Raw genomic sequence first — 21,782 nt, 5'->3', positions numbered from 1 at the left:
GGCCGTACGCCGCAGAGGGCTGAGGGGACGGGATCCGGAACCGAGTTGAAGAGCGTTCCCGGGTCAGTTGCCGGGCCGGTTCTTCTTCGTCCAGCTGTCGGTGCGCGGGCCTTTCCGGGACAGGCGCCGGGTCATGAGCGTGATGAAGACCCAGTTCAGGTGGGCTTCGGCGTGCTGGGGCAGACGCTCGTAGTCCCGGCGGTTGCGGCGGTCGTTCATGATCCATCCGATCACCGAGCGGACCGGTCTGCCCCTGTCCGTCGGCATCTCCGGTGCCAACGTCCTCGCCGATGCATGTCACTTCGTGACATAGCGCCATAGCGGTCACGTCACGACGGCGTTATGGACACGACTCGGCGGCCGGCCCTGCCAAGAGCGCGACACCGAAGCGATCATGACGGGCACATGCGGGTTTCATGGAGGAGGCGCACGTGTTCGGCAAGGCAGCACGCATGGTCAGGCACCTGGAGGCGACAGGAGTCGGGCTGTCGCCGGACCACTCGGTCGCGGTCGACGCACCGGACGCACACGCCACCGACGCCCTGACCGCCGCTCGCCGTGGCGCGTACGCGCCGGCCCGCGCACTCCTCGCCGCCACACGTGAAAAGGCCAACTGGACCCTGCGGGAAGAGTCCGTGCGTGCCCTCGCCGAGATCGCTGTGGACGATGCGGCGTGGCTGAACGCCTGGCAGGCCGAGTCGCCGGACGACCCCGACGCCCTCGTCGTCGAGGCGTTCCGGCGGATCGCCGAGGCATGGAGGGTCCGCACGAGCGCGTACGCGAAAGACGTGGCCCCGGACCAGTTCCGCGCCTTTCGCTCGCTGCTGAACGACGCACTGCCGGTCATCGAAGCGGCCGTCGCAGCCAGCCCCGGCGACCCGGTCCCGTGGTCCGCAGCCCTGAGCCACTGCACGGGTGCCCAGGCGCCGCGCGATGTCTTCGACGACTGCCTGCTCCATGCGCTCGCCTGCGGGCCCCACCACGTGCCCACCCACCTCCGAGCCGTGCAGTTCCTCTCCGCCAAGTGGTACGGCAGCCACAAGGAGATGCTCGACTACGCGGCCCGCGCCGCCGCCGACGCCCCGCAGGATTCCCCCGTCCGCGCCCTGGAGGTCGTGGCACTGACGGAAGTCGACATCGAGACGGACAGAAGGGAGAGACGCCCGCGCAAGAACGGCGGCCAGGCATCTCTCGGCGCCGACCGGATCGACGAGATCATCGCCACAGCACAGGCGTACTCCGCATCGCGCCCGCCCGAGGACCGTGGTGCCCGCCTGATCCGCAACCACCTGGTGTGGGCACTGAACAGCCAGGAACGCTGGGCCGAGTCGCTGGACGTCTACCGCTCCATCGGGCGGTACGCCACCGAGTCCCCGTGGGGATACGCAGGGACTCCCCTGCAGGCATTCCTGCACTTCCGGGACCATGCCCGGTCCCGGCTCGCTGCCTCCATCCCTCGCAACGGCACCGTCCCCGCGCCTGCGGTGCCGCTGCCTGAGTCCGCGCGGCCGCAGGCGGCACAGGAGATCGCGTACGTGCCCACCTCGCCGCAGCGCGCCTCGCAGGAGCTGCTGCTGTGCGGGGCGACCGTCCGGCTCGCTCCGGCCGGACGGTGGACGCTGATGGAGGCGGCCCCATCACAGGAGACACCAGGCAAGCGCGGACGCCGAGCGACGCTGCTGCGCCTCGACGGGCTGGCAAGGGTCGCGGAAACCGCGTTCGACGCCCCTCAACTGACCACCCTGGTCGCCCGCTGCGAAGGGCACGACTCCCAGGCCCTCACCGTCGTCAGCAAGGGCAGGACGGCCGCCCGGCACCGATGGGCGGGGCCCGGGACGACGCCGTCGCAGGAGATCGCGCAACAGCACGCGGAGCTGTTCGTCGCGGCGGCCGGCAGCGGCGATGCCCGCGAGGTGGCGCGGCTGCTGCGCGACCCGGGTGAGCCGTCGGAGCTCCTGATCCGCACCCTGGCCGAGCTGGGCCTCCCGCCGCTCCCGGTCGGCTTCGGTGAGCGCTCGGAGGTCCTGGCCGGTGTCCGGGGGGCCACCGTCCACCAGGCCCGCTCGCTGTGGCAGGGCATGAAGGACTTCATGAGCGACGACACCGATCCGAACCCGCCGCTACAACTCGACGGCCGGTAACCGGTGGTTTCGGAATGACTTCGGGTGCAGATGACACTGCGAGCGAATTCGACCAGATCCGAATAGAGGTTGGCGGCACCGCATCGGTAGCGGACGCGGAGTCCGTCATCTGCTGCAGCCGCGCCCACGGGCAGGTCGGGGCCCCCTGTTCGCGGTGGGCCTCGTGTGCCGGCGGCGCTGGCTATCGTCCATGCCGTGACCTCGAGTCATCGTCTGCTCGGCCTCAGCCTGCCCGTCGCCGTCCCGTACGGCTTCCGGCGTCGGACGGCACCACGTTGGCCGGCACCGTCTGCGTCCTGCGCAAGGAAGCCGACTGCTCGAGGTCGACCGCCTGGCGCCAACCGCGTCGGCGCCAGGCGGCACGACCTGCTGGAACAGGTCCCACAGCTCGTCCGGCACCGGCCGCTCAACCATTCGCACCGCGGCCAACAGCCCGCTCAGCATGCCAAATGAGCTGACTTCTCAGGCGGGCGTTCAGTGCACGGTGGAACGTCGGGCCGCGCAGCCCGGCACCCGTCAGCTAGGGTCCCCGCGCATGCCGGACATCCGTCATTCCCCCGAGGCACCCACCCGCACGCAGGCGATGGCCCCCGGCGAGCGCATCGACGCACACCGCCACGACGACCACCAGGTCGTCTACGCGGGCTCCGGCGTCCTCGCGGTCACCACCGAAGCGGGCACCTGGTTCGCGCCCGGCAACCGGGCCATCTGGGTGCCCGCCGGCTGCGTCCACGCGCACCGCGCCCATGGGCACCTCGCCCTGCATCTGCTGGGCCTGCCCGCCGACACCAACCCCCTCGGCCTCGACGCCCCGACCGTGCTCTCCGTCGACCCCCTGCTCCGCGAGCTGATCCTCGCCTGCACCCGGAGCCCCCACGACGACTCACCGGAGCGGCTGCGCCTGCGGGCGGTGCTCCTCGACCGCCTGCGCGCCTCGCCCCAGCAGCCCGTCCAGCTGCCCGCCCCCACCGATCCCCGGCTCGGAGCCGTCTGCGACGCACTGCACCAGGACCCCGCGGACGCACGCACACTGGCCGCCCTCGCAGACGCCGCGGGCGCCGGGGAACGCACCCTCAGCCGCCTCTTCCGCCGCGAGCTGGGCATGACGTTCCCGCAGTGGCGCACCCAATTGCGCCTGTACCACGCGCTTCGCATGCTGGCCGACGACGTACCGGTGACTACGGTCGCCCATCGCTGCGGCTGGTCGTCCACCAGCGCCTTCATCGACGTCTTCCGCCGCGCCTTCGGGTACACCCCGGGCACCCACAACCGCCGGCCCTGACCACGACATCACGTCGTGCGGGCAACCGGAGAGGCGGAATTTCGGTAGTGGTTGGCAGATTATCGGAAGCGCGACATGGGTTCCGGCGATGACGATGACGGCATGCCAAGGAATAGATCAATCGTTCTGCTGTCGGTAGGGCATGCGTGCGTGGACGTCTATCAGGGCGCGGTGGCCTCACTCGTCCCGTTCTTCGTCGCCGAGCGCGCCTACACCTACGCGGCGGCCTCGGGCATCGTGCTCGCCGCATCACTGCTGTCCTCGGTGGCGCAGCCGGTGTTCGGCGCACTCACCGACCGTCGGGCCATACCCTGGCTGCTGCCCGTGAGCACGGTCCTGGGCGGACTCGGGGTCGCACTGAGCGGCCTCAGCGGTTCATACCCGCTGACCCTGCTGTTCGTGGCGGTGTCCGGGATCGGGGTCGCCGCCTACCACCCCGAATCCGCCCGCGTCGCAAGGATCGCCGGCCAGGGGAGCCACAGCGCGATGGGGTGGTTCTCCTTCGGCGGCAATGTCGGCTTCGCGGTCGCCCCCCTCATGGTCACTGCCGTCGTGGCCACCGGCGGACTGCGGTTCTCCCCGCTGCTCGTGGCCCCGGCCGTCGTAGGCAGTGTGCTGTGTCTGCCGGTGCTGCGCGCACTGGAGAAGACAGCAGCCGCCGGTCCCGGGGCCGCGACGGCGAAGGGAACCGACGACAGGACGTCGTTCGTGAGGCTGTCGCTCGCCGTGGTCTGCCGGTCGATCGTCTTCGTCGGCCTGAGCACGTTCATCTCCTTCTACGCCCGGCAGCGCACAGGAGGCGGTACGGCGGCGGGGACGGTCGCGCTCTTCGTCCTCTACCTCGGTGGCGCGGCGGGAACCGTGCTGGGCAGCCGACTGGCCAACCGGTGGGACCGGGTCACGGTGGTGCGCATGTCGTATCTGCTCACGGTCGGCGCCGTGGCCGGGACCGTCTTCGTCCCCGGTCCGGCGATCTATCTGTTCATCGCCCTGACCTCGGTCGGCCTGTACGTCCCGTTCTCGCTGCAAGTCACCCTCGCTCAGGACTACTTGCCCTCACGCGTCGGCACGGCCGGCGGGATCACCCTCGGGCTGACCGTCAGTGTCGGCGGCCTGGCCGGCCCGCTCATCGGAAGCGTCGCCGACGCCACGTCCCTGCAGACGGCACTCACCCCGCTGATCCTCATGCCCGCCCTGAGCTGGCTGCTGTACCGCGGCCTGCCCGAACCGGCCGTGCCGGACCATCTCGCCGGCCCGGCACCGGCCGAGGACGGCCCCGGCACGGGGTGCTCGGACCCGGCTCCGGCGACCCATTTGGATGATCAAAGTAGCGAGGGGTTACCATATGAGCGCCGCCTAGCTCGAAAGATAAACCTGTGACTGTCAATGACGACTCGTTCACCAGCTGGAAGAACCGCGAGGAGATCGCGGAGTCGATGATCCCGGTCATCGGGAAACTGCACCGGGAGCGGGACGTAACGGTTCTGCTCCACAGCCGATCCTTGGTGAACAAGTCGGTGGTCAGCATCCTGAAGACACACCGATTCGCCCGCCAGATCGCCGGTGAGGAGCTGTCGGTCACCGACACGCTGCCGTTCCTCCAGGCCCTCACCACGCTCGACCTCGGTCCTTCCCAGATCGACATCGGCATGCTCGCCGCGACCTACGCAGCCGACGACCGCGGTCTCTCCGTCGAGGAGTTCACCGCCGGGGCCGTCGCCGGGGCCACAGGTGCCAACAAGATCGAGCGCGGTGACGGACGCGATGTCGTCCTGTACGGATTCGGCCGCATCGGCCGCCTCGTCGCCCGGCTGCTGATCGAGAAGGCCGGTTCCGGCAACGGACTGCGGCTGCGCGCCATCGTCGTCCGCCGGGGCGGCGACCAGGACATCGTCAAGCGTGCCTCGCTGCTGCGCCGCGACTCGATCCACGGCCAGTTCCAGGGCACGATCACCGTCGACGAGGCGAAGAACACCATCGTCGCCAACGGCAACGAGATCAAGGTGATCTACGCCAACGATCCGTCCGAGCTCGACTACACGGCGTACGGCATCAAGGACGCCATCCTCATCGACAACACCGGCAAGTGGCGCGACCGCGAGGGCCTGTCGAAGCACCTGCGCCCCGGCATCGACAAGGTCGTCCTGACCGCGCCGGGCAAGGGCGATGTCCCCAACATCGTGCACGGTGTCAACCACGACACGATCAAGCAGGACGAGCAGATCCTGTCCTGCGCGTCCTGCACCACCAACGCGATCGTGCCGCCGCTGAAGGCGATGGCGGACGAGTACGGCGTCCTGCGTGGCCACGTGGAGACCGTCCACTCGTTCACCAACGACCAAAACCTGCTGGACAACTACCACAAGGCCGACCGCCGCGGCCGTTCCGCGCCGCTGAACATGGTCATTACCGAGACCGGTGCCGCGTCCGCCGTCGCCAAGGCGCTGCCCGAGCTCAAGGCGCCGATCACCGGCAGCTCGATCCGGGTCCCGGTGCCGGACGTCTCGATCGCGATCCTCAGCCTGCGGCTCGGGCGCGAGACGAACCGTGAGGAGGTCCTCGACTACCTCCGCAACGTGTCGCTGACCTCGCCGCTCAAGCGCCAGATCGACTTCACCACCGCGCCCGACGCGGTGTCGAGCGACTTCATGGGTTCGCGCCACGCCTCGATCGTCGACGCCGGCGCCACCAAGGTCGACGGCGACAACGCGATCCTCTACCTCTGGTACGACAACGAGTTCGGCTACTCGTGCCAGGTCATCCGGGTCGTGCAGCACGTCTCCGGCGTGGAGTACCCGACCTACCCGGCACCGGCGGTCTGATCCGGCCGGAGCCACTGCCCCGGCCATCCCTGTCCGGACGCGCCGCGAAGGGCGCCTGGTGAGCAGCTGCTCATCAGGCGCCCTTCGCGCTGCTCGCACCATTCGTGCTTCCCGCCCTGCCGCCGTCCTCCGGTCAGTCGAGCGAGGCGGCGAACATGCCGGGCTCGTAGGAACCGCCCTTCAGATGCACGATCACGGCGAGCCGGTTGGCCGCGTTGATCAGGGCGACCAGGGCGACCAATGAGGCGACCTGGTCGTCGTCGTAGTGCTTGCGCACCGCGGCCCAGGTCTCGTCGGACACGCCTTCGTGGGCATCCGCGAGCCGGGTGCCCTCCTCGGCGAGCGCCAGCGCGGCCCGTTCCGCCTCGGTGAACACGGTGGACTCGCGCCACGCCGCGACCAGGTTGAGGCGGAGCGCGGTTTCACCGGCGGCCGCGGCCTCCTTGGTGTGCATGTCGATGCACCAACCGCAGCCGTTGATCTGACTGGCCCGCAGCGACACCAGCTCCTGGGTGGAATTCGGGAGCGACGACTGCTGGATCACCAGGCCGGCGTTGGCGAACCGCTTGGCGAACTTGGCGGCGGTCTCGTTCTCGAACAGGTTGAATCGGGCGTCCATGGCTTCGTCCTCACTCGTGGTGTTGCACTCGACGGAAACCAGACGCCGCCGCCCCGCTCGTTGTGACAGTTCCTGTTGTGTGACCTGCGCCACTGCCCATCGGTGTCACAGAACGGCGCGGAGCGGCGTCCTGTGCGCGTGGCACCGTCGAGAACGAACAGGCAGGAGCAGCTGGTGAAGAGCGAGCGCACAGCGGACACAGCCGGGCAGGTCGCGGACGGCGTACGCGCGGACCCCGCCACCGAGGCGTTCGTCGCCCATCGTGGCCTGCTGTTCACCGTCGCGTACGAGATGCTCGGCTCGGCCGCCGACGCGGAGGACGTGTTGCAGGAGACCTGGCTTCGGTGGGCTGGTGTCGATCTCGGCACGGTGCAGAACCAGCGCGCGTTCCTGGTCAGGATCGTCACGCGCCAGGCGCTGAGCCGGCTGCGTACGCTCGGCCGCCGCAAGGAGTCCTACGTCGGCTCCTGGCTGCCCGAACCGCTGCTCACCGCACCCGACGTGGCCGAGGACATAGAGCTGGCGGACAGCGTCTCGACGGCGATGCTGCTGGTGCTGGAGACCCTCGCACCGACCGAGCGTGCGGTGTTCGTGCTGCGCGAGGTGTTCGACGTCGAGTACGACGAGATCGCCGAGGCCGTCGACAAGAGCCCGGCCGCGGTCCGCCAGATCGCGCACCGGGCACGGACCCACGTCGCCGCGCGCCGACCGCGCGAGGTAGTCTCCCCGGCCGAGACCCGGGACGCGCTCGATGCGTTCCGGCGGGCGACCGAGACGGGCGATCTGCAGGGCCTGCTCGACATCCTCGCGCCGGACGTGGTCCTCATGGGCGACGGCGGCGGAATCAAGCAGGCCGTCCTGCACCCGGTCGTGGGGGTCGACAAGGTGGCCCGCCTGCTGGCCACCGGGCTGGACAGGGTCACCGAGGTCTCGCTGCTGCCGGCACAGATCAACGCCTACCCGGCGCTGATCGTCCGGCTCGACGGCGTGCTCGACACCGTCATCACGCTGCGCATCGCCGGCGGTCTCGTCTCCGCGGTCTACGCCGTGCGCAATCCCGAGAAGCTGTCGCACATGGCTCAGGAGACCGCCCTGCGCCGCTGAGCGCGGCGGCATCGGCGGCAGACAAACCCCCGGCCACGCCCGTACCCCCGCTGTTCCCGCAGCTCGGACGGCCGGAGCGCCCCGCCGTCCGTGCCTCGGCTCAGGAACGGATGGCCGCCACCCGTCGGTTCGTGTGCGCCTCGCGATCGGCCTTCGTCGCGGGTGCGCCGACGATGCCGGGGCGGGTCTGCCGGTGGAGGGTGTGGAGCCGGTGCATCGCCATCCTGCCGTTTCCATTCACCGGGCCCGTGCCCCCGAGGACACCCGCCCAACATATGCAGAGTCCTTTGTTAAGAGAGGGAGGTTACAGGACAAAAGGTGCGCGACTGGGCGGACAGGGACGCGCCGCGCCCGGGGACGGGGTTCAGGACGACGGTTCGGGCAGCACCTTGTCGACGTCGTAGAGCTGGGTGTCCACATGGTCGAGTGCGAGCCGGACGGCGCCCAGCACCACGGCCCGGTCGGAGAGGGTGGAGACCGCCAGGGCCGGGGGTTCCAGGCACAGCGGGTCCAGGTGCCGGCGCAGCGGCTCCAGCAGTACGTCACCGGAGCGCGAGACCCCGCCGCCGATCACGACGAGCTCCGGGTCCAGGGCCAGGACCAGTGCGGCAATTCCTTCGGCCAGGTCGTGAGCGTACTGCTCCACGGCCCAGCGGGCGGCCGGTTCGCCGGTGCGGGCCTGGGCGAAGACGTACTCGGCCGCCTCCTGGGGCAGGATGTCCGCCGGCATCTTCGGATAGCCCGTCAGATGCGAGGTGGCCCGGTGCCAGCCCAGCAGGGGCAGGGCACCGATCTCACCGGCCGCTCCCCCGCGCCCCCGGTGCACCCGGCCGCCGATCAGCAGTCCGGCACCGGTGCGTACTCCGGACAGCACGAAGGCCACGTCGTCGACGCCCTGGGCCTCGCCGATCCAGCCCTCCGTGAGTGCGGCGAGATTGCAGTCGTTCTCCACCAGGACCGGGCAGTCGAAGTCGGCGCCCAACTCGCCCGCGAGGTCCAGACCGTCCCATTCCGGCAGGCCGACGCAGCGTTTGACCCGGCCGTCATGGCTGACCACGCCCGTGGTGCCGACGCAGACGGCGGCGAGCTGGGCGGACCGGACCGCCGCCGATTCCAGCGCCCCGACGGCCGTCGTGCGCACGGCTGCCAGGCGTACGGAACGCCCCGCGTCCGCGCTCACCCGCTCCGTGCGGGCCGCCACGACGGTGCCGTCGAGGTCGGCTACGGCCGCCCTGATGCTGTACGAGCCGATGTCGATCCCGAGCACGTAGTCGCCGGTCGAGTGGAAGGTGAACAGCCTGGCGGGGCGGCCCATGTGGCCCGGCTGAGGCGGCAGTTCCTTCAGCCATCCCGAGCCGAGCAGCTCCTCCGTCAGGCTCTCCACGGTCGGGCGGGACAGACCTGTGCGTCTGGTGACCTCGGTGAGACTGAGGGGGCCCTGGCCGCGCAGGGCGCGAAGCGTCGTGACCAGATTGATGCGCCGCAGCCGTGAGGTGTCGCCTCCGGAAATTGTCACCGTCACTCCCTTGACAGGCTCTGTGCATGAGAAATAAAAACAGCTTGCATTAGTAAGTCGCAAGTCCGAGGGGGTTTTTGTGGTCACTCTCGCCATCATCGGGGCGGGGCTGCGCGGTATGAGCTATGCGCGGCGTGCTCTGGAGACCGGCATGGCGCGTGTTGTGGCCGTGGCCGAACCCGACCCGGAACGCAGGCAGAGCATGGCAGCCGCGCACGACGTACCGGCCGAGAACGTCTTCGCCGACTGGCGGGATCTGCTCGCCCGGGACCGGCTGGCCGATGCGGCGGTGATCTCGACGCAGGACAGCATGCACACGGAACCCGCGGTGCGGGCGGCCGATCTCGGCTACCACCTGCTCCTGGAGAAGCCGATGGCGCAGAGCGAGGAGGAGGCGGCCGCCATCTCCTCGGCCGCCGACCGCAATGACGTTCTGCTGGCCGTCTGCCATGTCATGCGCTACACGCCCTACACGATCAGGCTCAGGGAGCTGATCGCCGAGGGGCGGATCGGCGACGTGATGAACATCCAGCACCTGGAACAAGTCGGCTGGTGGCATCAGGCCCACTCGTTCGTACGGGGAAACTGGCGCAGCGAGGAGGGGTCCGGTCCGATGCTGATGACCAAGGCCTGCCACGACCTCGACTGGATCGCCCACGTCAAGGGGGCGCTGCCCGAGCGGGTGTCGTCCTTCGGGAATCTGGTGCACTTCCGGGCCGAGAACCGGCCCGAGGGTGCGGCGGACCGCTGCGTGGAGTGCCCGGTGGAATCCACCTGCCCGTACTCCGCCAAGCGCATCTACCTCGATTGCCTGGGCGACGCGGACAAGGAGTTCTGGCCACTGTCCGCGGTCACGGCCGACCACACGAAGGAAGGCGTGCTCGCGGCGCTGCGCGAGGGCCCGTACGGCCGGTGCGCATACACGTGTGACAACGACGTGGTCGACACCCAGGTGGTGACCATGGAGTTCGCCGACGGCACCTCCGCCACCTGCACGGTCACCGCGTTCGCGGCGCTGGAGCACCGCAAGACCCGGATCTTCGGCACCCGGGGCTCCATCGACGGGGACGGAGTCGTCCTGCGCGTGCACGACTTCGTGACCGACGAAGTCACCGTCATCGACACCGGAGCCAACGGCGATCCCACGGCCGCCACCGGGCACGGCGGCGGTGACGCGGCCCTGTTCGACGCGTTCGTCGATGCCATCGACAAGAACAACCCCTCCCTGGTACTCACCGACGGTGCGGAGAGCCTGGCCACGCACCGGGTCGTCTGGGCGGCCGAGCAGGCCCGCCGCACCGGCACCGTCGTATCCCTCCTGCCGCACTGATCCCCGGCCGTGGCACCGCGCCCGCCGGATCCCGCGCTCACCGGTCACCCTCACGAAAGGCACACCCCCGTGCGTAAGTTGACAGTCGTGCTCACCGTCGGAGCTCTCGCCCTGAGCGTAGGCGCCTGCGGCAAGAAGAACGGTTCCGCCACCTCGGAGAAGGAGCTCGTCTACACATCCTCCTGGGGGGCCGACGAGCCGCAGGGAAAGCTCATCAAGTCGATAGCCGACGACTTCACCGAGGCGACCGGCACCGAGGTCGACCTGAAGTTCGTGGGCCGCAAGGGCACCGACACCCTCCCCACCGAGATGAACGCGGGCCAGGGCCCGGACCTGTTCGACACCTCCACCGACAGCGTCGGCGCCTTCGTCACGCAGAACCTCGCCGCGCCGCTCGACGACGTCCTGGACATGGAGGTGCCCGGCGAGGGCAAGAAGGTGCGGGACGTGCTGCCGGAGTCGGTGGTGAACGCGTCGACCGACGAGGACCACGTCCGCTTCATGGCCCACACCGTGATCTCCACCGCGGTCTGGTACGACGCCTCCAAGCACGCGGGGCTCGCTCCCAAGACGTGGGACGAGTTCATCGCCTATCTCGACAAGGCGAAGAAGGACGGCCGCACACCGCTGGGCCAGGACGGCACGGTCAACTTCTACAACGCGTACTGGTTCTACTCGGCCCTGGTCCGCTCCGAGGGTGCCGGCAGCCTCAACGCCCTGCGCAAGGACCCGGCCGCCTGGGACAGGCCGGCCGTCCTCGCGGCGGCCGAGAAGGTGGAGCAGCTGGCCGACGGCGGCTACTTCCAGAAGGACTTCATGGCCACCAAGTACCCTGCGGCGCAGGACGCCTGGGCCCAGGGCAAGTACGACCTGAACCTCAACGGCACCTGGCTGGCCGCCGAGACCAACGCGAAGCTGGCCGAGGGAACCGAGGTCGCCTCGTTCCAGCTGCCGGCCGGCGGCAAGAACTCCGTGGAGGTCGGCACGCTCGGCTGGGGCGTGAACGCCAAGGGCCACAACATCGAGACGGCCAAGGAGTTCCTCGCCTTCGCGATGCAGAAGAAGTACGCGGAGAAGATCTCCGCCGCCGCGCACAACATCCCCGCGCGTCCGGACGTCCCCGCGCCCGGCTACCTGGCGGGTGTGCAGAAGGACGTCGCCGAGGCGAAGTCCACCCACCGCACCTACGACGACATGGTCACGGACAAGAACTGGTGGAACAACGTCTTCCTGCCCCTGGACGACGAGTTGCTCTCCGGCAAGATCGATGCCGCGACCTTCGTGAAGACCGGCAAGAAGAAGGTCACCGACTACCTCGCCAGCAAGGGCTGAACCCATGGGGACAGCAACGCTCACCCCGCCCGCGGCAGTAACAGCACCCGCCGCGGGCAAGGGGGGCAAACGGGTGCGGCTGGCACGTGAGCGCGCCTTCTGGCCCTTCCTGCTCCCCGCGCTGATCGCCTACTCCGCGCTCTTCGTCCTGCCGTCACTGTTCGGCTTCTGGGTCAGTTTCAACAAATGGGCGGGGCCCGGTTCCGCCATGACGTGGAACGGTCTGGGCAACTACCTCGACCTGACGCGCAGCGAGGCCTTCCGCACCGCCTTCGTCAACACCTTCGTGCTGGCCTTCGGCGGCGGGGTCCTGGTCTTCGCCTTCACGTTCCTGTCCATGATGGTGTTGCGGCAGCTCAAGGGCCGGGCCTTCATCCGGTCCGTGATCTTCCTGCCGATGATCGTCTCGGTGATCGCGGTCGGCGTCGCCATCGGCTTCCTGCTCAATCCCGACGGCGCGGTCAACACGGTCCTGGGCTGGGTCGGCATCGAGGGGCGGCCGTGGCTGGGCCCGGACATGGTGTTCAAGTGCATCGTCGCCGGGCTGGTGTGGTCGAGCACCGGCTTCTACGTGGCGCTGATGATGTCGGCCGCCGACTCCATCCCGCCCTACCTATACGAGGACGCCAAGCTGATGGGCGCCACCAAGTGGGAGCAGTTCCGGCACATCACACTGCCGCTGACCTGGGACGTGTTCGCGGTGTCGGCCGTGCTGTGGGTGGTCAACAGCCTGAAGGTGTTCGAGATCGTGATCGCCTTCACCACGGCCGGCACACCGGCGAGTCCGCCGATCCAGGCCCGCACCGTGGCGGTGCAGCAGTACGCCTCGGTGGCCGGCAGCGGTGTGCCCGAGCTGGGTTCGGGGGCCGCCATGGGCGTCGTCATCCTGATCGTCACGACGATCCTCATCGTACTGACCCGGCGTGTCACCCGCCGCGAACGTGTGGAGCTTTCATGAGGCGCCTGCTCGGCGACATTCTGGTGCCGCGTGCGACGACCGTCGCGCTGTGGGCCTGGGTCGTCTTCAACCTCGCGCTGGTCGCCTGGGTCGGCCTCCAGTCGCTCAAGGACTCCGGGCAGGTCTGGCTCTCGCCGTTCGCGCTGCCGGACACCATCGAGTGGGGCAACTACTCCGCGGCGTGGAAGGCGGCCGGCTTCTCCGCCGCCGCGCTCAACAGCACCGTCCTGACCGTGGTCGGAGCCCTGCTGATCGTCGCGCTGTCTGCGCCCGCCGCGTATGTACTGGCCCGCTCCGACCGGCGCGCCGCCGGGCGGCTCACCGGGTACTTCGCGATGGGGCTGAGCATCCCGGTCCAGACGATCGTGATCCCCATCATCGTGATCAAGCTTTCCGTGTCCACGTTCATGATCGACTGGGTGACCGGCTGGTGGGACAACCGGATCACGCTCCTGGTCTTCCAGGTGGTGCTGTCGCTCCCGTTCGCCGTGTTCGTGCTGACCGGCTACATGCGCTCGCTGCCCCACGAGATCGAGGAGGCGGCCGAGCTGGACGGTGCCGGTCCGCTGCGCGCCTTCGTCCAGGTCGTGCTGCCGGTGGCCAAGCCGGGTGTGATGACGGTGCTCATCCTCAACGTCATCGGCCTGTGGAACGAGACCCTGCTCGCCCTGTTGATCACCCCCACGCCTGAGGAGCGCACGCTGCCCGCGGCCCTTCTCGGCCTCTACAGCTCCATGCAGTACAGCTCCGACTGGGGCGCCCTGTTCGCCGGAATCGTGATCCTGGTCTACCCCATGATCGTGCTCTACCTCTGGCTGGGCCGTCGCATCGTCGAAGGCATGACTGCAGGGATCGGTAAGTAACGCGCAACAGAGACCGGCAATCCAATCGGAAGGACCGAGACTTGCTTACCTCACGTATCCCGAGTACCCCACCCGCCCGGCGAAGTCGGATCGCAGGGGCGCTCCTCGCGGCTCTCGCTCTCCCCCTCTCCGCGGTGGCGGCGGTGCCCGCGCAGGCGGCGCCCGCGAAGCAGCCCCATCCGCGCGCGGTCGGCACCACGTACTACGTCGACGCCGAATCCGGCAACGACAGCGCATCGGGCCGGAACGCGGCGGCTGCCTGGAAGTCCCTTGCCAGGGCGAGCCAGTTGACGCTGGGCCCCGGCGACCAGCTGCTGTTCAAGGCAGGTCAGCGGTGGAAGGGACGGCTGGATGTGCAGGGGGCGGGGGCGGTCGGCAGTCCCGCGCTCGTCGGCTCGTACGGCACGGGTGCCAAGCCGCTGATCGAGGGCGGCGGCACGAGCGACGTCGCGGTCAAGCTCAACAACGTCCACGACTTCACGCTCGACGGGCTGGAGGTGACCAACTGGAGCGACAGCACCACGCCCCGCTCCGGTGTGAACCTGTTCGGCAAGGACGCGGGCAAGCTGTCCAACATCACCCTGCGCAATCTGAACATCCATGACGTGGACGGGCCCGGCGGCAGCACGGTCAGCTCGGCGGGGCTGCTGATCTCCATCCGCGGCAACACGACGCCCACGTTCTTCGACAACCTGGTGGTGGAGAAGAACGAGGTCGGCAAGATCCGTTCGTACGGGATCATCAACTGGTCCACCTGGTCCCGGCGCAACGGCATGACGAGCCTGTACCCGGTGGAGACCGGCATCCCCGACAGCGAGGTCGTCACCTGGACACCCAGCACCAACGTCAGGATCCGTGACAACTACGTCCATGACGTGACGGCCGGCGGCATCACCCCCATGCACACCAAGGGCGCCGTCATCGAGGGCAACCGCGTCCACAAGGCCGCCACCGGCCGGCTCAACACCAAGGGCGGGAACGTCGGCATCTGGTGGCAGGGCAACGACGACCTGCTCGTGCAGCGCAACGAGGTGTCGGGCTCCGGCTTCAACGGGCCGGGCACCGACGGTCACGGCTTCGACGCGGACGCCGACAACAACCACAGCGTCGTCCAGTACAACTACAGCCACGACAACGACGGCGGGTTCTTCATCACCGTCTCCTTCAAGGGAGCGCCGACCAAGGACACCGTGGTCCGGTACAACCTGAGCAAGGACGACGGCTTCGAGGTCTTCAGCCTCTCCACCGAGACGTCGGGCACCGCGATCTACAACAACACGATCTACGCGAGCGGCCGGGTCGTCACCGTGCACCCGCCGTACACCGGGGCCGGCGACTATCCGCTCGGCAAGATCGTGCACATCTACAACAACGCCGGCGGCATCGACATCCGCAACAACATCTTCTACAACCGGACCACGGCCGGCTACGACACCACCAACAACACGGTCTACGACTCCAACCTCTACTGGGGCACCGACGCCCCCGTGGCCCCCTCCGGCGACATCAACGCCATCAAGGCGGACCCGAAGCTGGTCTCCATCGGCACCGACCCGGCGGGCTACAAGCTCCAGGCCGGCTCCCCCGCCAGGGGACGCGGCGCGACGGTGACGCAGGGCATCAAGGACTACTTCGGCAACGCGGTCCCGGCCACCGCTCCCGACCGGGGCTTCCACCAGTTCACCGGGGCCCCGCCGCAGCCGGTCGTCACCACCTCGTACGCCACGCTCGGCAACAGCCACGCCTACCGGATGGCCGACGGCAACACCGCGACCGCGTGGAGCAGCGCGTCCTCCGGGGTCACCTTCCCCGGCACCATCGACGTGGACTTCCGCCGGCCCACCAGCGTCGGCACCGTCACCCTGCACACCGCCTTCGCCACCGGCCAGGGCATCAAACAGCTCGACGTGCAGACCTGGAACGGCTCGGCCTGGGTGACCCAGGTCGCCGGGCAGCAACTGGCCTGGTCGGGCAACACGTCGACCGTCGAGCAGCGCACGATCACCCTGCCGCAGCGGGTGACGACCGAGCGCCTGCGACTGACGGTCCGTGACGCCAACCTCCAGTGGGGCAACTTCGCGCTCTACGAGATCCAGGCCGCCTGACCGGTGGGGTGGCCCGTACGGCACCTGACGGCGTCGCGGGTCACCCCACCTCGCACCACGTACGGCATGAATGCCGACGGCCTCCCGGGGCACGCGGAAGCGTGGCACTCCGGGAGGCCGTCGGGGCGTTTCGGTCCGGGAGGCCCGGTTCTCTCACGCGGTGTGTTCGACGACTCCGCCGACCACGACGGTCTCCGCGACGGTGCCGGGGATGTCCTCGGGTGCGGCGCGCAGGATGTCACGGGACAGGACCACGAAGTCGGCCGCCTTGCCGACGGTCAGCGAACCCCGCTCGTCCTCGAGGAAGTTGGCGTACGCCGAGCCCATCGTGTAGCCGTGGACCGCGGTCTCCACACTGATCGTCTCCTGCGGCATCCAGGGCTCACCACCGCCGAGCGGACGCCGGGTGACCGCGGTGTGGATGCCGATCATCGGGTCCATCTCCGCCACGTTCCAGTCGCTGGAGAGCGCGAGCACGGCCCCGGCCGTGTGCAGGCTGCGCATCGGCCATGCCTTGTGCCAGCGCTCCTCCCCGACGTTCTGTGCCCAGTCCTTGCCGGGGCCGGCGACCTCCGGGGCGCAGTGCCGGGGCTGCATGCACGCGACCACGCCCAGGGCGGCGAACCGCGGGGTGTCCTCGGGGTCCAGGCACTCGACGTGGACGACCTGGTGGCGGGCGTCCCGCTCCCCGTTGACGGTGCGGGCCCGCTCGACGGCGTCCAGTACGGTGCGGATACCCCGGTCGCCGGTCGCGTGGACGAAGCACTGGAACCCACGGGCGTCCAGCTTCGTCAGCAGCTCGGCGAACTCCTCGGGCGGGTAGAAGGTGTCGCCCCGGTGGTGGCGGCAACCCGCGTAGGGTTCCAGCAGGGCCGCGGTCCGCGGCTCCACCACGTCGTCGATGTAGAGCTTGAGCGGTCCGACCCGGATCCGGTCGTCGTCGTAGCGGTGGGCGGCGGTGGCGAAGTCGTCGAGGTCGGCGTCGGTGGTGCCGCGCGGGTGGAAGAGGGCGGCGACGATCCGGGACTTGAGCCGGCCCTCGGCGCGTGCGCGGTCGAAGAGCGGGAGGTCGTCGAGCGAGTTCTGGGGTTCGACCACCGTGGTGATGCCGAAGCGGATGGCGTCGTCCAGGGACTTGGCGAGCCGCCCGTACTGCCGGTCGGGCGAGGCCCACGGAAGACCCAGCTGCTTCAGGGCGCGGTGGCCGTCGCGGGACAGGCCCTTGACCGCGAAGTCCTTGATGAAGCCGGTGGGTTCACCCGTGGCCGGGTCGGTCACGGCTTCGCCGAACGGCAGGTGGGTGTGGTCGCGGTCGATGCCGAGGCGGCGCAGGCCCGCGGTGTTGACCCAGGCGGTGTGCACGTCGTAGCTGAGCACGAAGGCCGGTACGTCGCCGGTGACCGGGTCGAGGTCGGCGGCGGTGGGCATCCGGCCGTCCGGGATGGCCGAGTAGTCGAATGCTTCCGCCTCGATCCACCCGGCGTCGGGGTTGGCGGTGTGCCAGGCGCGGATGCGGGCGTGGACCTCGTCGAGGGTCGCGGCGCCGGCGAGCTGGGCACAGGCGTCGTCCGAGCCGAGCCGGACATGGTTGTGGGCGTCGACGAACCCGGGGAGCACGAGCTTGCCCTCGGCGTCGATCACCTGGGTGCCGGGCCCCGTCCAGCTGTTCGCGTCCTCGTCGGAACCGAGCCAGGCGATACGGCCGTCGACCACCGCCATGGCCTGTGCCTCGGGGAGCTCCGGGTCGACGGTGTGGATGCGGGCGTTGCGCAGGACGAGGTGGGCGGGGCGGGCGGGGCTGGCCATGCGGGGTGACTCCTTGTGGTGCGGTGGTGCGGTCGGTCGGTGGTTCGGCGGGGTGTGGCCGCCGGTCAGGAAGGTTCGGTGTGCGGTGCGACGGTCCGGCGGGCGAGCGCCCAGTAGACGAGGGCCGAGACGACAGAGCCGAGCAGGGTGAGGTCGGCGCCGCCCAGCGGTGCGACCAGCGGGCCGGTCCACAGCTCGGAGTCGCAGGTCAGCGCGGCGAAGACCATTCCGGCGAGCAGCGCGGTCATGCCGGCGGGGTGGTAGCCGGAGCGGTACCAGTAGGCACCGTCCGGTCCGGCGTGCAGTGCCGGTGCGTCGTAGTGGCAGCTGCGCATCACCATGTCCGCGAGGAACACACCGCCCCAGGGTGCGAACACGATGATGAGCAGGGAGAGGAAGGAAAGCAGCGAGCTGGTGAAGTCGGTGAGGAAGAGCGCGCAGAGGGAGCCCGCGGCGGTGACGGCCGCGCTGATGATGATGGCCTTGGAGCGGCTCCAGGGCACTCCGAGCACCTGGAGGTTCAGGCTCGACGAGTAGAGCGTGACGATGGAGTTGGTGACCGAGCCGCCGAGCACGAGGGCGAGGAAGAGCGGCTGGAACCATCCCGGCAGCAGCTTCTCCGTGCCTGCCACGGCGTCGGTCATGTCCGTCTGCGTGGCGGCGGCCACCCCGGCCACGCCCAGGGCGACCGAGGAGACGAAGCCGCCCAGGGCTCCGCACCAGGTGAGCGAGCGCAGCGAGGTCGTCCTCGGCAGGTAACGCGTGTAGTCGGCGGGCATCGGGACGTACGAGAACGGCCCGGCAAGCATCACGACGAAGGCGAGACTCCACCCGGAGGCCCCGGGGTGGACCGCCGCGCCGCCGGTGTCGGCGCCCGGCAGCAGGAAAACGAGGAGGGCGGCGAACCCGACGGCCAGTACGTACGCGATCCAGCGCTCGGCGAGCTGGACGGTGGCATGGCCCCAGAGGGCGACGAGGAACGTCAGCGCGAGGGTGATCAGCAGGGCGAGGGCCCGTCCGGTGTGGCCGGAGACCCATCCCAGGTCGGCGAAGAACGCTTCGAGGGCGAGCGTGCCGACGACCGTGTTGAGGATGGTGTAGCCGATGCTGACCACCCAGTTGAGCATTCCGGCGGGCCAGTTGCCGCGGACGCCGAAGGGGGCCCGGGAGATCACCAGGGTGGCGGTGCCGGTGCGTACGCCGCTCAGCCCGGCTGCGCTGATGGCGAAGAACGCCAGTCCGCCGATGACGACGACGCCGGTCGCCTGCCAGAAGGAGAGCCCGAAGGCGACGGCCAGGGCGCCGTTGATGACGTAGGTGAAGGTGAGGTTGGATCCGAACCAGAGCCAGAACAGATCCCTCGCGCCGCCGTGGCGCTCCTCGTCGGGAATCGGGTCGATGCCGTGCGTCTCGACCTGGAAGGCCTGGTCGGTGGCCACGGTCCCACCGGGCGCTCTCGCGGTCGTCTCCTGCTGCGTCATGCGGCCTGCCCCTCATCCGTGCGTGCTCCGGGAATCCCGGAACAGTACTTTGAATGCCGTTCTAAAAGTTAGAACGGCATTCAAGATGCGTCCGCGGGGGCCCGTCAAGACCTCCGCCGAAATCGGCGGGCCGGGGGGTGTCCCGTAAGGTCGTCACGGGGTCCACGGAAAAGGGAGGGGTGGCGTGGCGGCGACGCGACGGCGAGACGGGCATCTGGCCCGGGAACGCATGCTGGAGGAGGCGATGACGGCCATCGCCGAGGACGGCCTGGCCGGACTCACCATGTCGGCACTCGCCAAGCGCCTCGGCACCAGCGGCGGCCACATCCTCTACTACTTCGGCAGCAAGGACCGGCTGCTCCTGGAGGTGCTGGGCTGGAGCGAGAGCGCGCTCGCCGAGGAGCGCCGGACGCTGCTGGCCGGCCGGGCCGGCGCCGAACGCAAGCTCGGCCAGTTCATCGAGCTGTACCTCCCTCTCGGGCCGCGCGATCCGCGCTGGACCCTGTGGATCGAACTGTGGGCGCGCACCGCGTCGAACGAGCCGCTGCGACAGGCCCAGGCCGAGATCGACCGCGGCTGGCAGGAGGACCTCGAATCGCTTCTCGCCAAGGGCGTGCGGCAGGGCCGCTTCGCCGAGGACCTCGACACGGCGACCCGCGCTTCCGAACTCCTGGCCCTGCTCGACGGGTTGAGCACGCGCGTGGTCCTCGGCCAGCGCGGCGCGGACCGGGCGAGCGTGCTGCGCATGGCACTTTCGGCGACCGAGCGGCTGGTGGAGCGGGGTTAGACCTTCCCGCTCGCGTCATGCCGGGGCCCCGGGCCTGGGATACGGTTGGTTCGCAACACGGCGTGGAGGGGACCACATTGACGCGGGTTGCGATTGTCGGTGGCGGGATCGGCGGCCTGGCCGCCGCGTTGTTCTTGGGGCGGCGGGGCCATCGGGTGACCCTGTTCGAACGGGACGGCCACCGTCCGGGACCGGATGCCGACCGGGAATTCTTCGACTGGCACCGCCCCGGTGTGCCGCAGGCGGTCCAGCCGCACGGACTCCTGGCCCCGGTCCGGACCGTACTTCGCGCCGAGGTTCCGGATGTGTACCGTGCGATGCTGCGCATGGGCGCCCGGGAACGCAATGAATTCGAGTGGTTCGACGACCGCGGGCCCGCCCGCCCCGGCGACGAGGACCTGGTGACGATCCAGACCCGGCGCATCGTGCTGGAGGCCGCCCTGCACGATGCGGTGCACCGCGAGCCGGGCGTCGAGGTACGGCTCGGGGAGCCCGTCGAGGGGATCCTCGCCGACCGGCGCGGTGACGTCCCGCAGGTCACGGGGGTACGGTCCGCCTCCGGGACGCACGAGGCGGATCTGGTGCTCGATGCGGGGGGCCGGCGCTCGCCGGTGCCCCGCTGGCTGTCCGCGGCGGGCTGCCGGGACGCCGTCGTGGAGAACCACCGCGTCCGGATCGCGTACTTCTGCCGTTGGTACCGGCTGCGCCCCGACGGGCCGCGTGACGCCGGACGCGTCAAGGCGGGTTCGACCTCTGCATTCGCGGTCGGCGGGGTGTTCCCGTCGGACAACGGCATCTTCGCGGCCTCCTTGACGGTGTCCACCGCCGATCCGACCCGCGCGGCACTGCGGGACCCGGCGGTGTTCGAGCGGGTCGCCCGGACGTTTCCCGCCATCGCGGCCTGGCTGGCGCTGGAGCCCGAGCCGGTCTCCGGAGTGCTCGCGATGGGTGGCCTGCACAATCGCTGGGCCACACCGGCCGACGCCGACGGGCCCGTGGTCACCGGCCTCGTCGGCGTCGGGGATTCGGTCGCGTACACCAATCCCACGATGGGACAGGGAGTGGCCATGGCCCTGGAAGCGGCGCAGTGGGTGGCCCGGAACGCCGGCGCCGCCTCGGATCCGGCGGCGTTCACCGACGCATACCACCGATGGCTTTCGCAGACCCTGCGCCTGCGGTTCGACGCCCAGGTCGCCGCGGACCGGGCCAACGCGGCTCAACTCGGCGATCCCGCACGGGTGTCCACCGATCCCCCCACCGCCGCCGCCCGCGAGCGGGCCGCCCTCGCCGCCTGCGCGTTCGACGACCCACTGGTCATGCGCGCACGCGCGAAGGTCCGCCACCTCCAGCTCACCGCCGATCAGGCGTACGGCACCGAAGAGGTACGCGCCCGGCTGGCCCACTGGCTCGACCAACACCCGGGCTTCGCACCCCGGTTCGACGGCCCCGACCGGGCGGAATGGGAGTCGGCAGTGGGTCGGACGGAGAAGGCCGCGGAACAGCCGCAGGACACCGACCGCGCCCTGCGCGCCGTCCGGCCCGGTCGCTGACGAGTACCGGAAGCACCCGGGTAACCTTTTGTGCCATTTTGGCACTGTTGCAACCCGTACGGGTGGTGTATCACTGGGTGTGGCCA

The 21,782-nt window shown here is 69.8% G+C and carries 18 protein-coding genes; 12 read left to right on the top strand and 6 right to left on the bottom strand.

Annotation, left to right across the window (positions count from 1 at the left end):
- Positions 1-63: 63 nt before the first annotated feature.
- Complete coding sequence (locus ACFYY7_RS12680; protein WP_388660589.1) at positions 64-219, bottom strand: hypothetical protein; 156 nt, start codon at positions 217-219, stop codon at positions 64-66.
- A gap of 212 nt (positions 220-431) precedes the next feature.
- Between ACFYY7_RS12680 and ACFYY7_RS12675 the strand changes: the two genes are divergently transcribed.
- The 4 genes from ACFYY7_RS12675 to ACFYY7_RS12660 all read left to right on the top strand — a co-directional run bounded on the left by ACFYY7_RS12675 (position 432) and on the right by ACFYY7_RS12660 (position 6,245).
- Entirely contained in the window at positions 432-2,141 is a 1,710-nt protein-coding gene (locus ACFYY7_RS12675) for a hypothetical protein (RefSeq protein ID WP_388660586.1), read from the top strand.
- A gap of 535 nt (positions 2,142-2,676) precedes the next feature.
- A complete protein-coding gene (locus tag ACFYY7_RS12670; protein ID WP_388660583.1) occupies positions 2,677-3,423 on the top strand; it encodes an AraC family transcriptional regulator in 747 nt (248 codons plus the stop codon).
- Positions 3,424-3,525: 102 nt separating this feature from the next.
- Positions 3,526-4,803 (top strand): MFS transporter, encoded by a 1,278-nt coding sequence (locus ACFYY7_RS12665; protein ID WP_388660580.1) that lies wholly within the window; start codon positions 3,526-3,528, stop codon positions 4,801-4,803.
- A complete protein-coding gene (locus ACFYY7_RS12660) occupies positions 4,800-6,245 on the top strand; it encodes a glyceraldehyde-3-phosphate dehydrogenase (RefSeq protein ID WP_388660578.1) in 1,446 nt (481 codons plus the stop codon). Before ACFYY7_RS12665 ends, ACFYY7_RS12660 begins: the two co-directional genes overlap by 4 nt.
- Before the next feature lie 133 nt (positions 6,246-6,378).
- Here the strand turns inward: ACFYY7_RS12660 and ACFYY7_RS12655 are convergent, their stop codons facing one another.
- Positions 6,379-6,864 carry a carboxymuconolactone decarboxylase family protein gene (locus ACFYY7_RS12655; RefSeq protein ID WP_388660575.1) on the bottom strand — a complete coding sequence of 162 codons (486 nt, stop codon included), beginning with the start codon at positions 6,862-6,864 and terminating at the stop codon, positions 6,379-6,381.
- 174 nt (positions 6,865-7,038) lie between these two features.
- On the opposite strand from ACFYY7_RS12655, the gene ACFYY7_RS12650 reads away from it, so the two are divergent.
- Positions 7,039-7,968 (top strand): RNA polymerase sigma-70 factor, encoded by a 930-nt coding sequence (locus tag ACFYY7_RS12650; RefSeq protein WP_388660572.1) that lies wholly within the window; start codon positions 7,039-7,041, stop codon positions 7,966-7,968.
- Between the two features lie 100 nt (positions 7,969-8,068).
- Here the strand turns inward: ACFYY7_RS12650 and ACFYY7_RS12645 are convergent, their stop codons facing one another.
- Positions 8,069-8,191, bottom strand: a complete 123-nt coding sequence (locus tag ACFYY7_RS12645) for a hypothetical protein (RefSeq protein ID WP_388660569.1) — start codon at positions 8,189-8,191, stop codon at positions 8,069-8,071.
- Between the two features lie 141 nt (positions 8,192-8,332).
- Complete coding sequence (locus ACFYY7_RS12640; RefSeq protein WP_388660566.1) at positions 8,333-9,484, bottom strand: ROK family protein; 1,152 nt, start codon at positions 9,482-9,484, stop codon at positions 8,333-8,335.
- 79 nt (positions 9,485-9,563) lie between these two features.
- Between ACFYY7_RS12640 and ACFYY7_RS12635 the strand changes: the two genes are divergently transcribed.
- The 5 genes from ACFYY7_RS12635 (at position 9,564) to ACFYY7_RS12615 (ending at position 16,072) form a co-directional block, all read left to right on the top strand.
- Positions 9,564-10,814 (top strand): Gfo/Idh/MocA family protein, encoded by a 1,251-nt coding sequence (locus ACFYY7_RS12635; RefSeq protein WP_388660563.1) that lies wholly within the window; start codon positions 9,564-9,566, stop codon positions 10,812-10,814.
- 69 nt (positions 10,815-10,883) lie between these two features.
- The gene (locus tag ACFYY7_RS12630; protein ID WP_388660560.1) at positions 10,884-12,146 is read left to right on the top strand and encodes an ABC transporter substrate-binding protein; all 1,263 of its coding nucleotides are present in this window, start codon (positions 10,884-10,886) and stop codon (positions 12,144-12,146) included.
- Positions 12,147-12,150: 4 nt separating this feature from the next.
- The gene (locus tag ACFYY7_RS12625; protein WP_388660557.1) at positions 12,151-13,104 is read left to right on the top strand and encodes a carbohydrate ABC transporter permease; all 954 of its coding nucleotides are present in this window, start codon (positions 12,151-12,153) and stop codon (positions 13,102-13,104) included.
- Entirely contained in the window at positions 13,101-13,967 is an 867-nt protein-coding gene (locus ACFYY7_RS12620) for a carbohydrate ABC transporter permease (protein WP_388660554.1), read from the top strand. Before ACFYY7_RS12625 ends, ACFYY7_RS12620 begins: the two co-directional genes overlap by 4 nt.
- A gap of 41 nt (positions 13,968-14,008) precedes the next feature.
- Positions 14,009-16,072, top strand: a complete 2,064-nt coding sequence (locus tag ACFYY7_RS12615) for a right-handed parallel beta-helix repeat-containing protein (protein WP_388660552.1) — start codon at positions 14,009-14,011, stop codon at positions 16,070-16,072.
- A 153-nt stretch (positions 16,073-16,225) separates the two neighbouring features.
- Here ACFYY7_RS12615 and ACFYY7_RS12610 read toward each other — a convergent pair whose 3' ends face one another.
- Together ACFYY7_RS12610 and ACFYY7_RS12605 are read right to left on the bottom strand one after the other, a co-directional pair.
- A complete protein-coding gene (locus ACFYY7_RS12610) occupies positions 16,226-17,878 on the bottom strand; it encodes an amidohydrolase (RefSeq protein ID WP_388660549.1) in 1,653 nt (550 codons plus the stop codon).
- Between the two features lie 65 nt (positions 17,879-17,943).
- Complete coding sequence (locus ACFYY7_RS12605) at positions 17,944-19,359, bottom strand: purine-cytosine permease family protein (protein ID WP_388660546.1); 1,416 nt, start codon at positions 19,357-19,359, stop codon at positions 17,944-17,946.
- Positions 19,360-19,588: 229 nt separating this feature from the next.
- Here ACFYY7_RS12605 and ACFYY7_RS12600 point away from each other — a divergent pair, with 229 nt between their 5' ends.
- On the top strand, positions 19,589-20,146 hold the full coding sequence (locus ACFYY7_RS12600) for a TetR/AcrR family transcriptional regulator (protein ID WP_388661099.1): 558 nt from the start codon (positions 19,589-19,591) through the stop codon (positions 20,144-20,146).
- A gap of 77 nt (positions 20,147-20,223) precedes the next feature.
- Positions 20,224-21,696: an NAD(P)/FAD-dependent oxidoreductase gene (locus ACFYY7_RS12595; protein WP_388660543.1), complete on the top strand. Its 1,473-nt coding sequence runs from the start codon at positions 20,224-20,226 to the stop codon at positions 21,694-21,696.
- Positions 21,697-21,782: the final 86 nt, after the last annotated feature.

The sequence above is a fragment of the Streptomyces sp. NPDC001933 genome (assembly GCF_042890955.1).
In the GTDB taxonomy this organism is placed as follows: Bacteria; Actinomycetota; Actinomycetes; order Streptomycetales; family Streptomycetaceae; genus Streptomyces.
The sequence above is the reverse complement of the archived record's forward strand: the minus strand, read 5'-3'. Positions and strand labels throughout refer to the sequence as shown.

Bases quoted from the DNA above. Each gene is read 5' to 3' on its own strand.
- ACFYY7_RS12670 (WP_388660583.1), top strand. From the start codon at position 2,677: ATGCCGGACATCCGTCATTCCCCCGAGGCACCCACCCGCACGCAGGCG.
- ACFYY7_RS12620 (WP_388660554.1), top strand. From the start codon at position 13,101: ATGAGGCGCCTGCTCGGCGACATTCTGGTGCCGCGTGCGACGACCGTC.
- ACFYY7_RS12645 (WP_388660569.1), bottom strand. From the start codon at position 8,191: ATGGCGATGCACCGGCTCCACACCCTCCACCGGCAGACCCGCCCCGGC.
- ACFYY7_RS12680 (WP_388660589.1), bottom strand. From the start codon at position 219: ATGAACGACCGCCGCAACCGCCGGGACTACGAGCGTCTGCCCCAGCAC.
- ACFYY7_RS12610 (WP_388660549.1), bottom strand. From the start codon at position 17,878: ATGGCCAGCCCCGCCCGCCCCGCCCACCTCGTCCTGCGCAACGCCCGC.
- ACFYY7_RS12665 (WP_388660580.1), top strand. From the start codon at position 3,526: ATGCCAAGGAATAGATCAATCGTTCTGCTGTCGGTAGGGCATGCGTGC.
- ACFYY7_RS12625 (WP_388660557.1), top strand. From the start codon at position 12,151: ATGGGGACAGCAACGCTCACCCCGCCCGCGGCAGTAACAGCACCCGCC.
- ACFYY7_RS12600 (WP_388661099.1), top strand. From the start codon at position 19,589: ATGCTGGAGGAGGCGATGACGGCCATCGCCGAGGACGGCCTGGCCGGA.
- ACFYY7_RS12605 (WP_388660546.1), bottom strand. From the start codon at position 19,359: ATGACGCAGCAGGAGACGACCGCGAGAGCGCCCGGTGGGACCGTGGCC.
- ACFYY7_RS12655 (WP_388660575.1), bottom strand. From the start codon at position 6,864: ATGGACGCCCGATTCAACCTGTTCGAGAACGAGACCGCCGCCAAGTTC.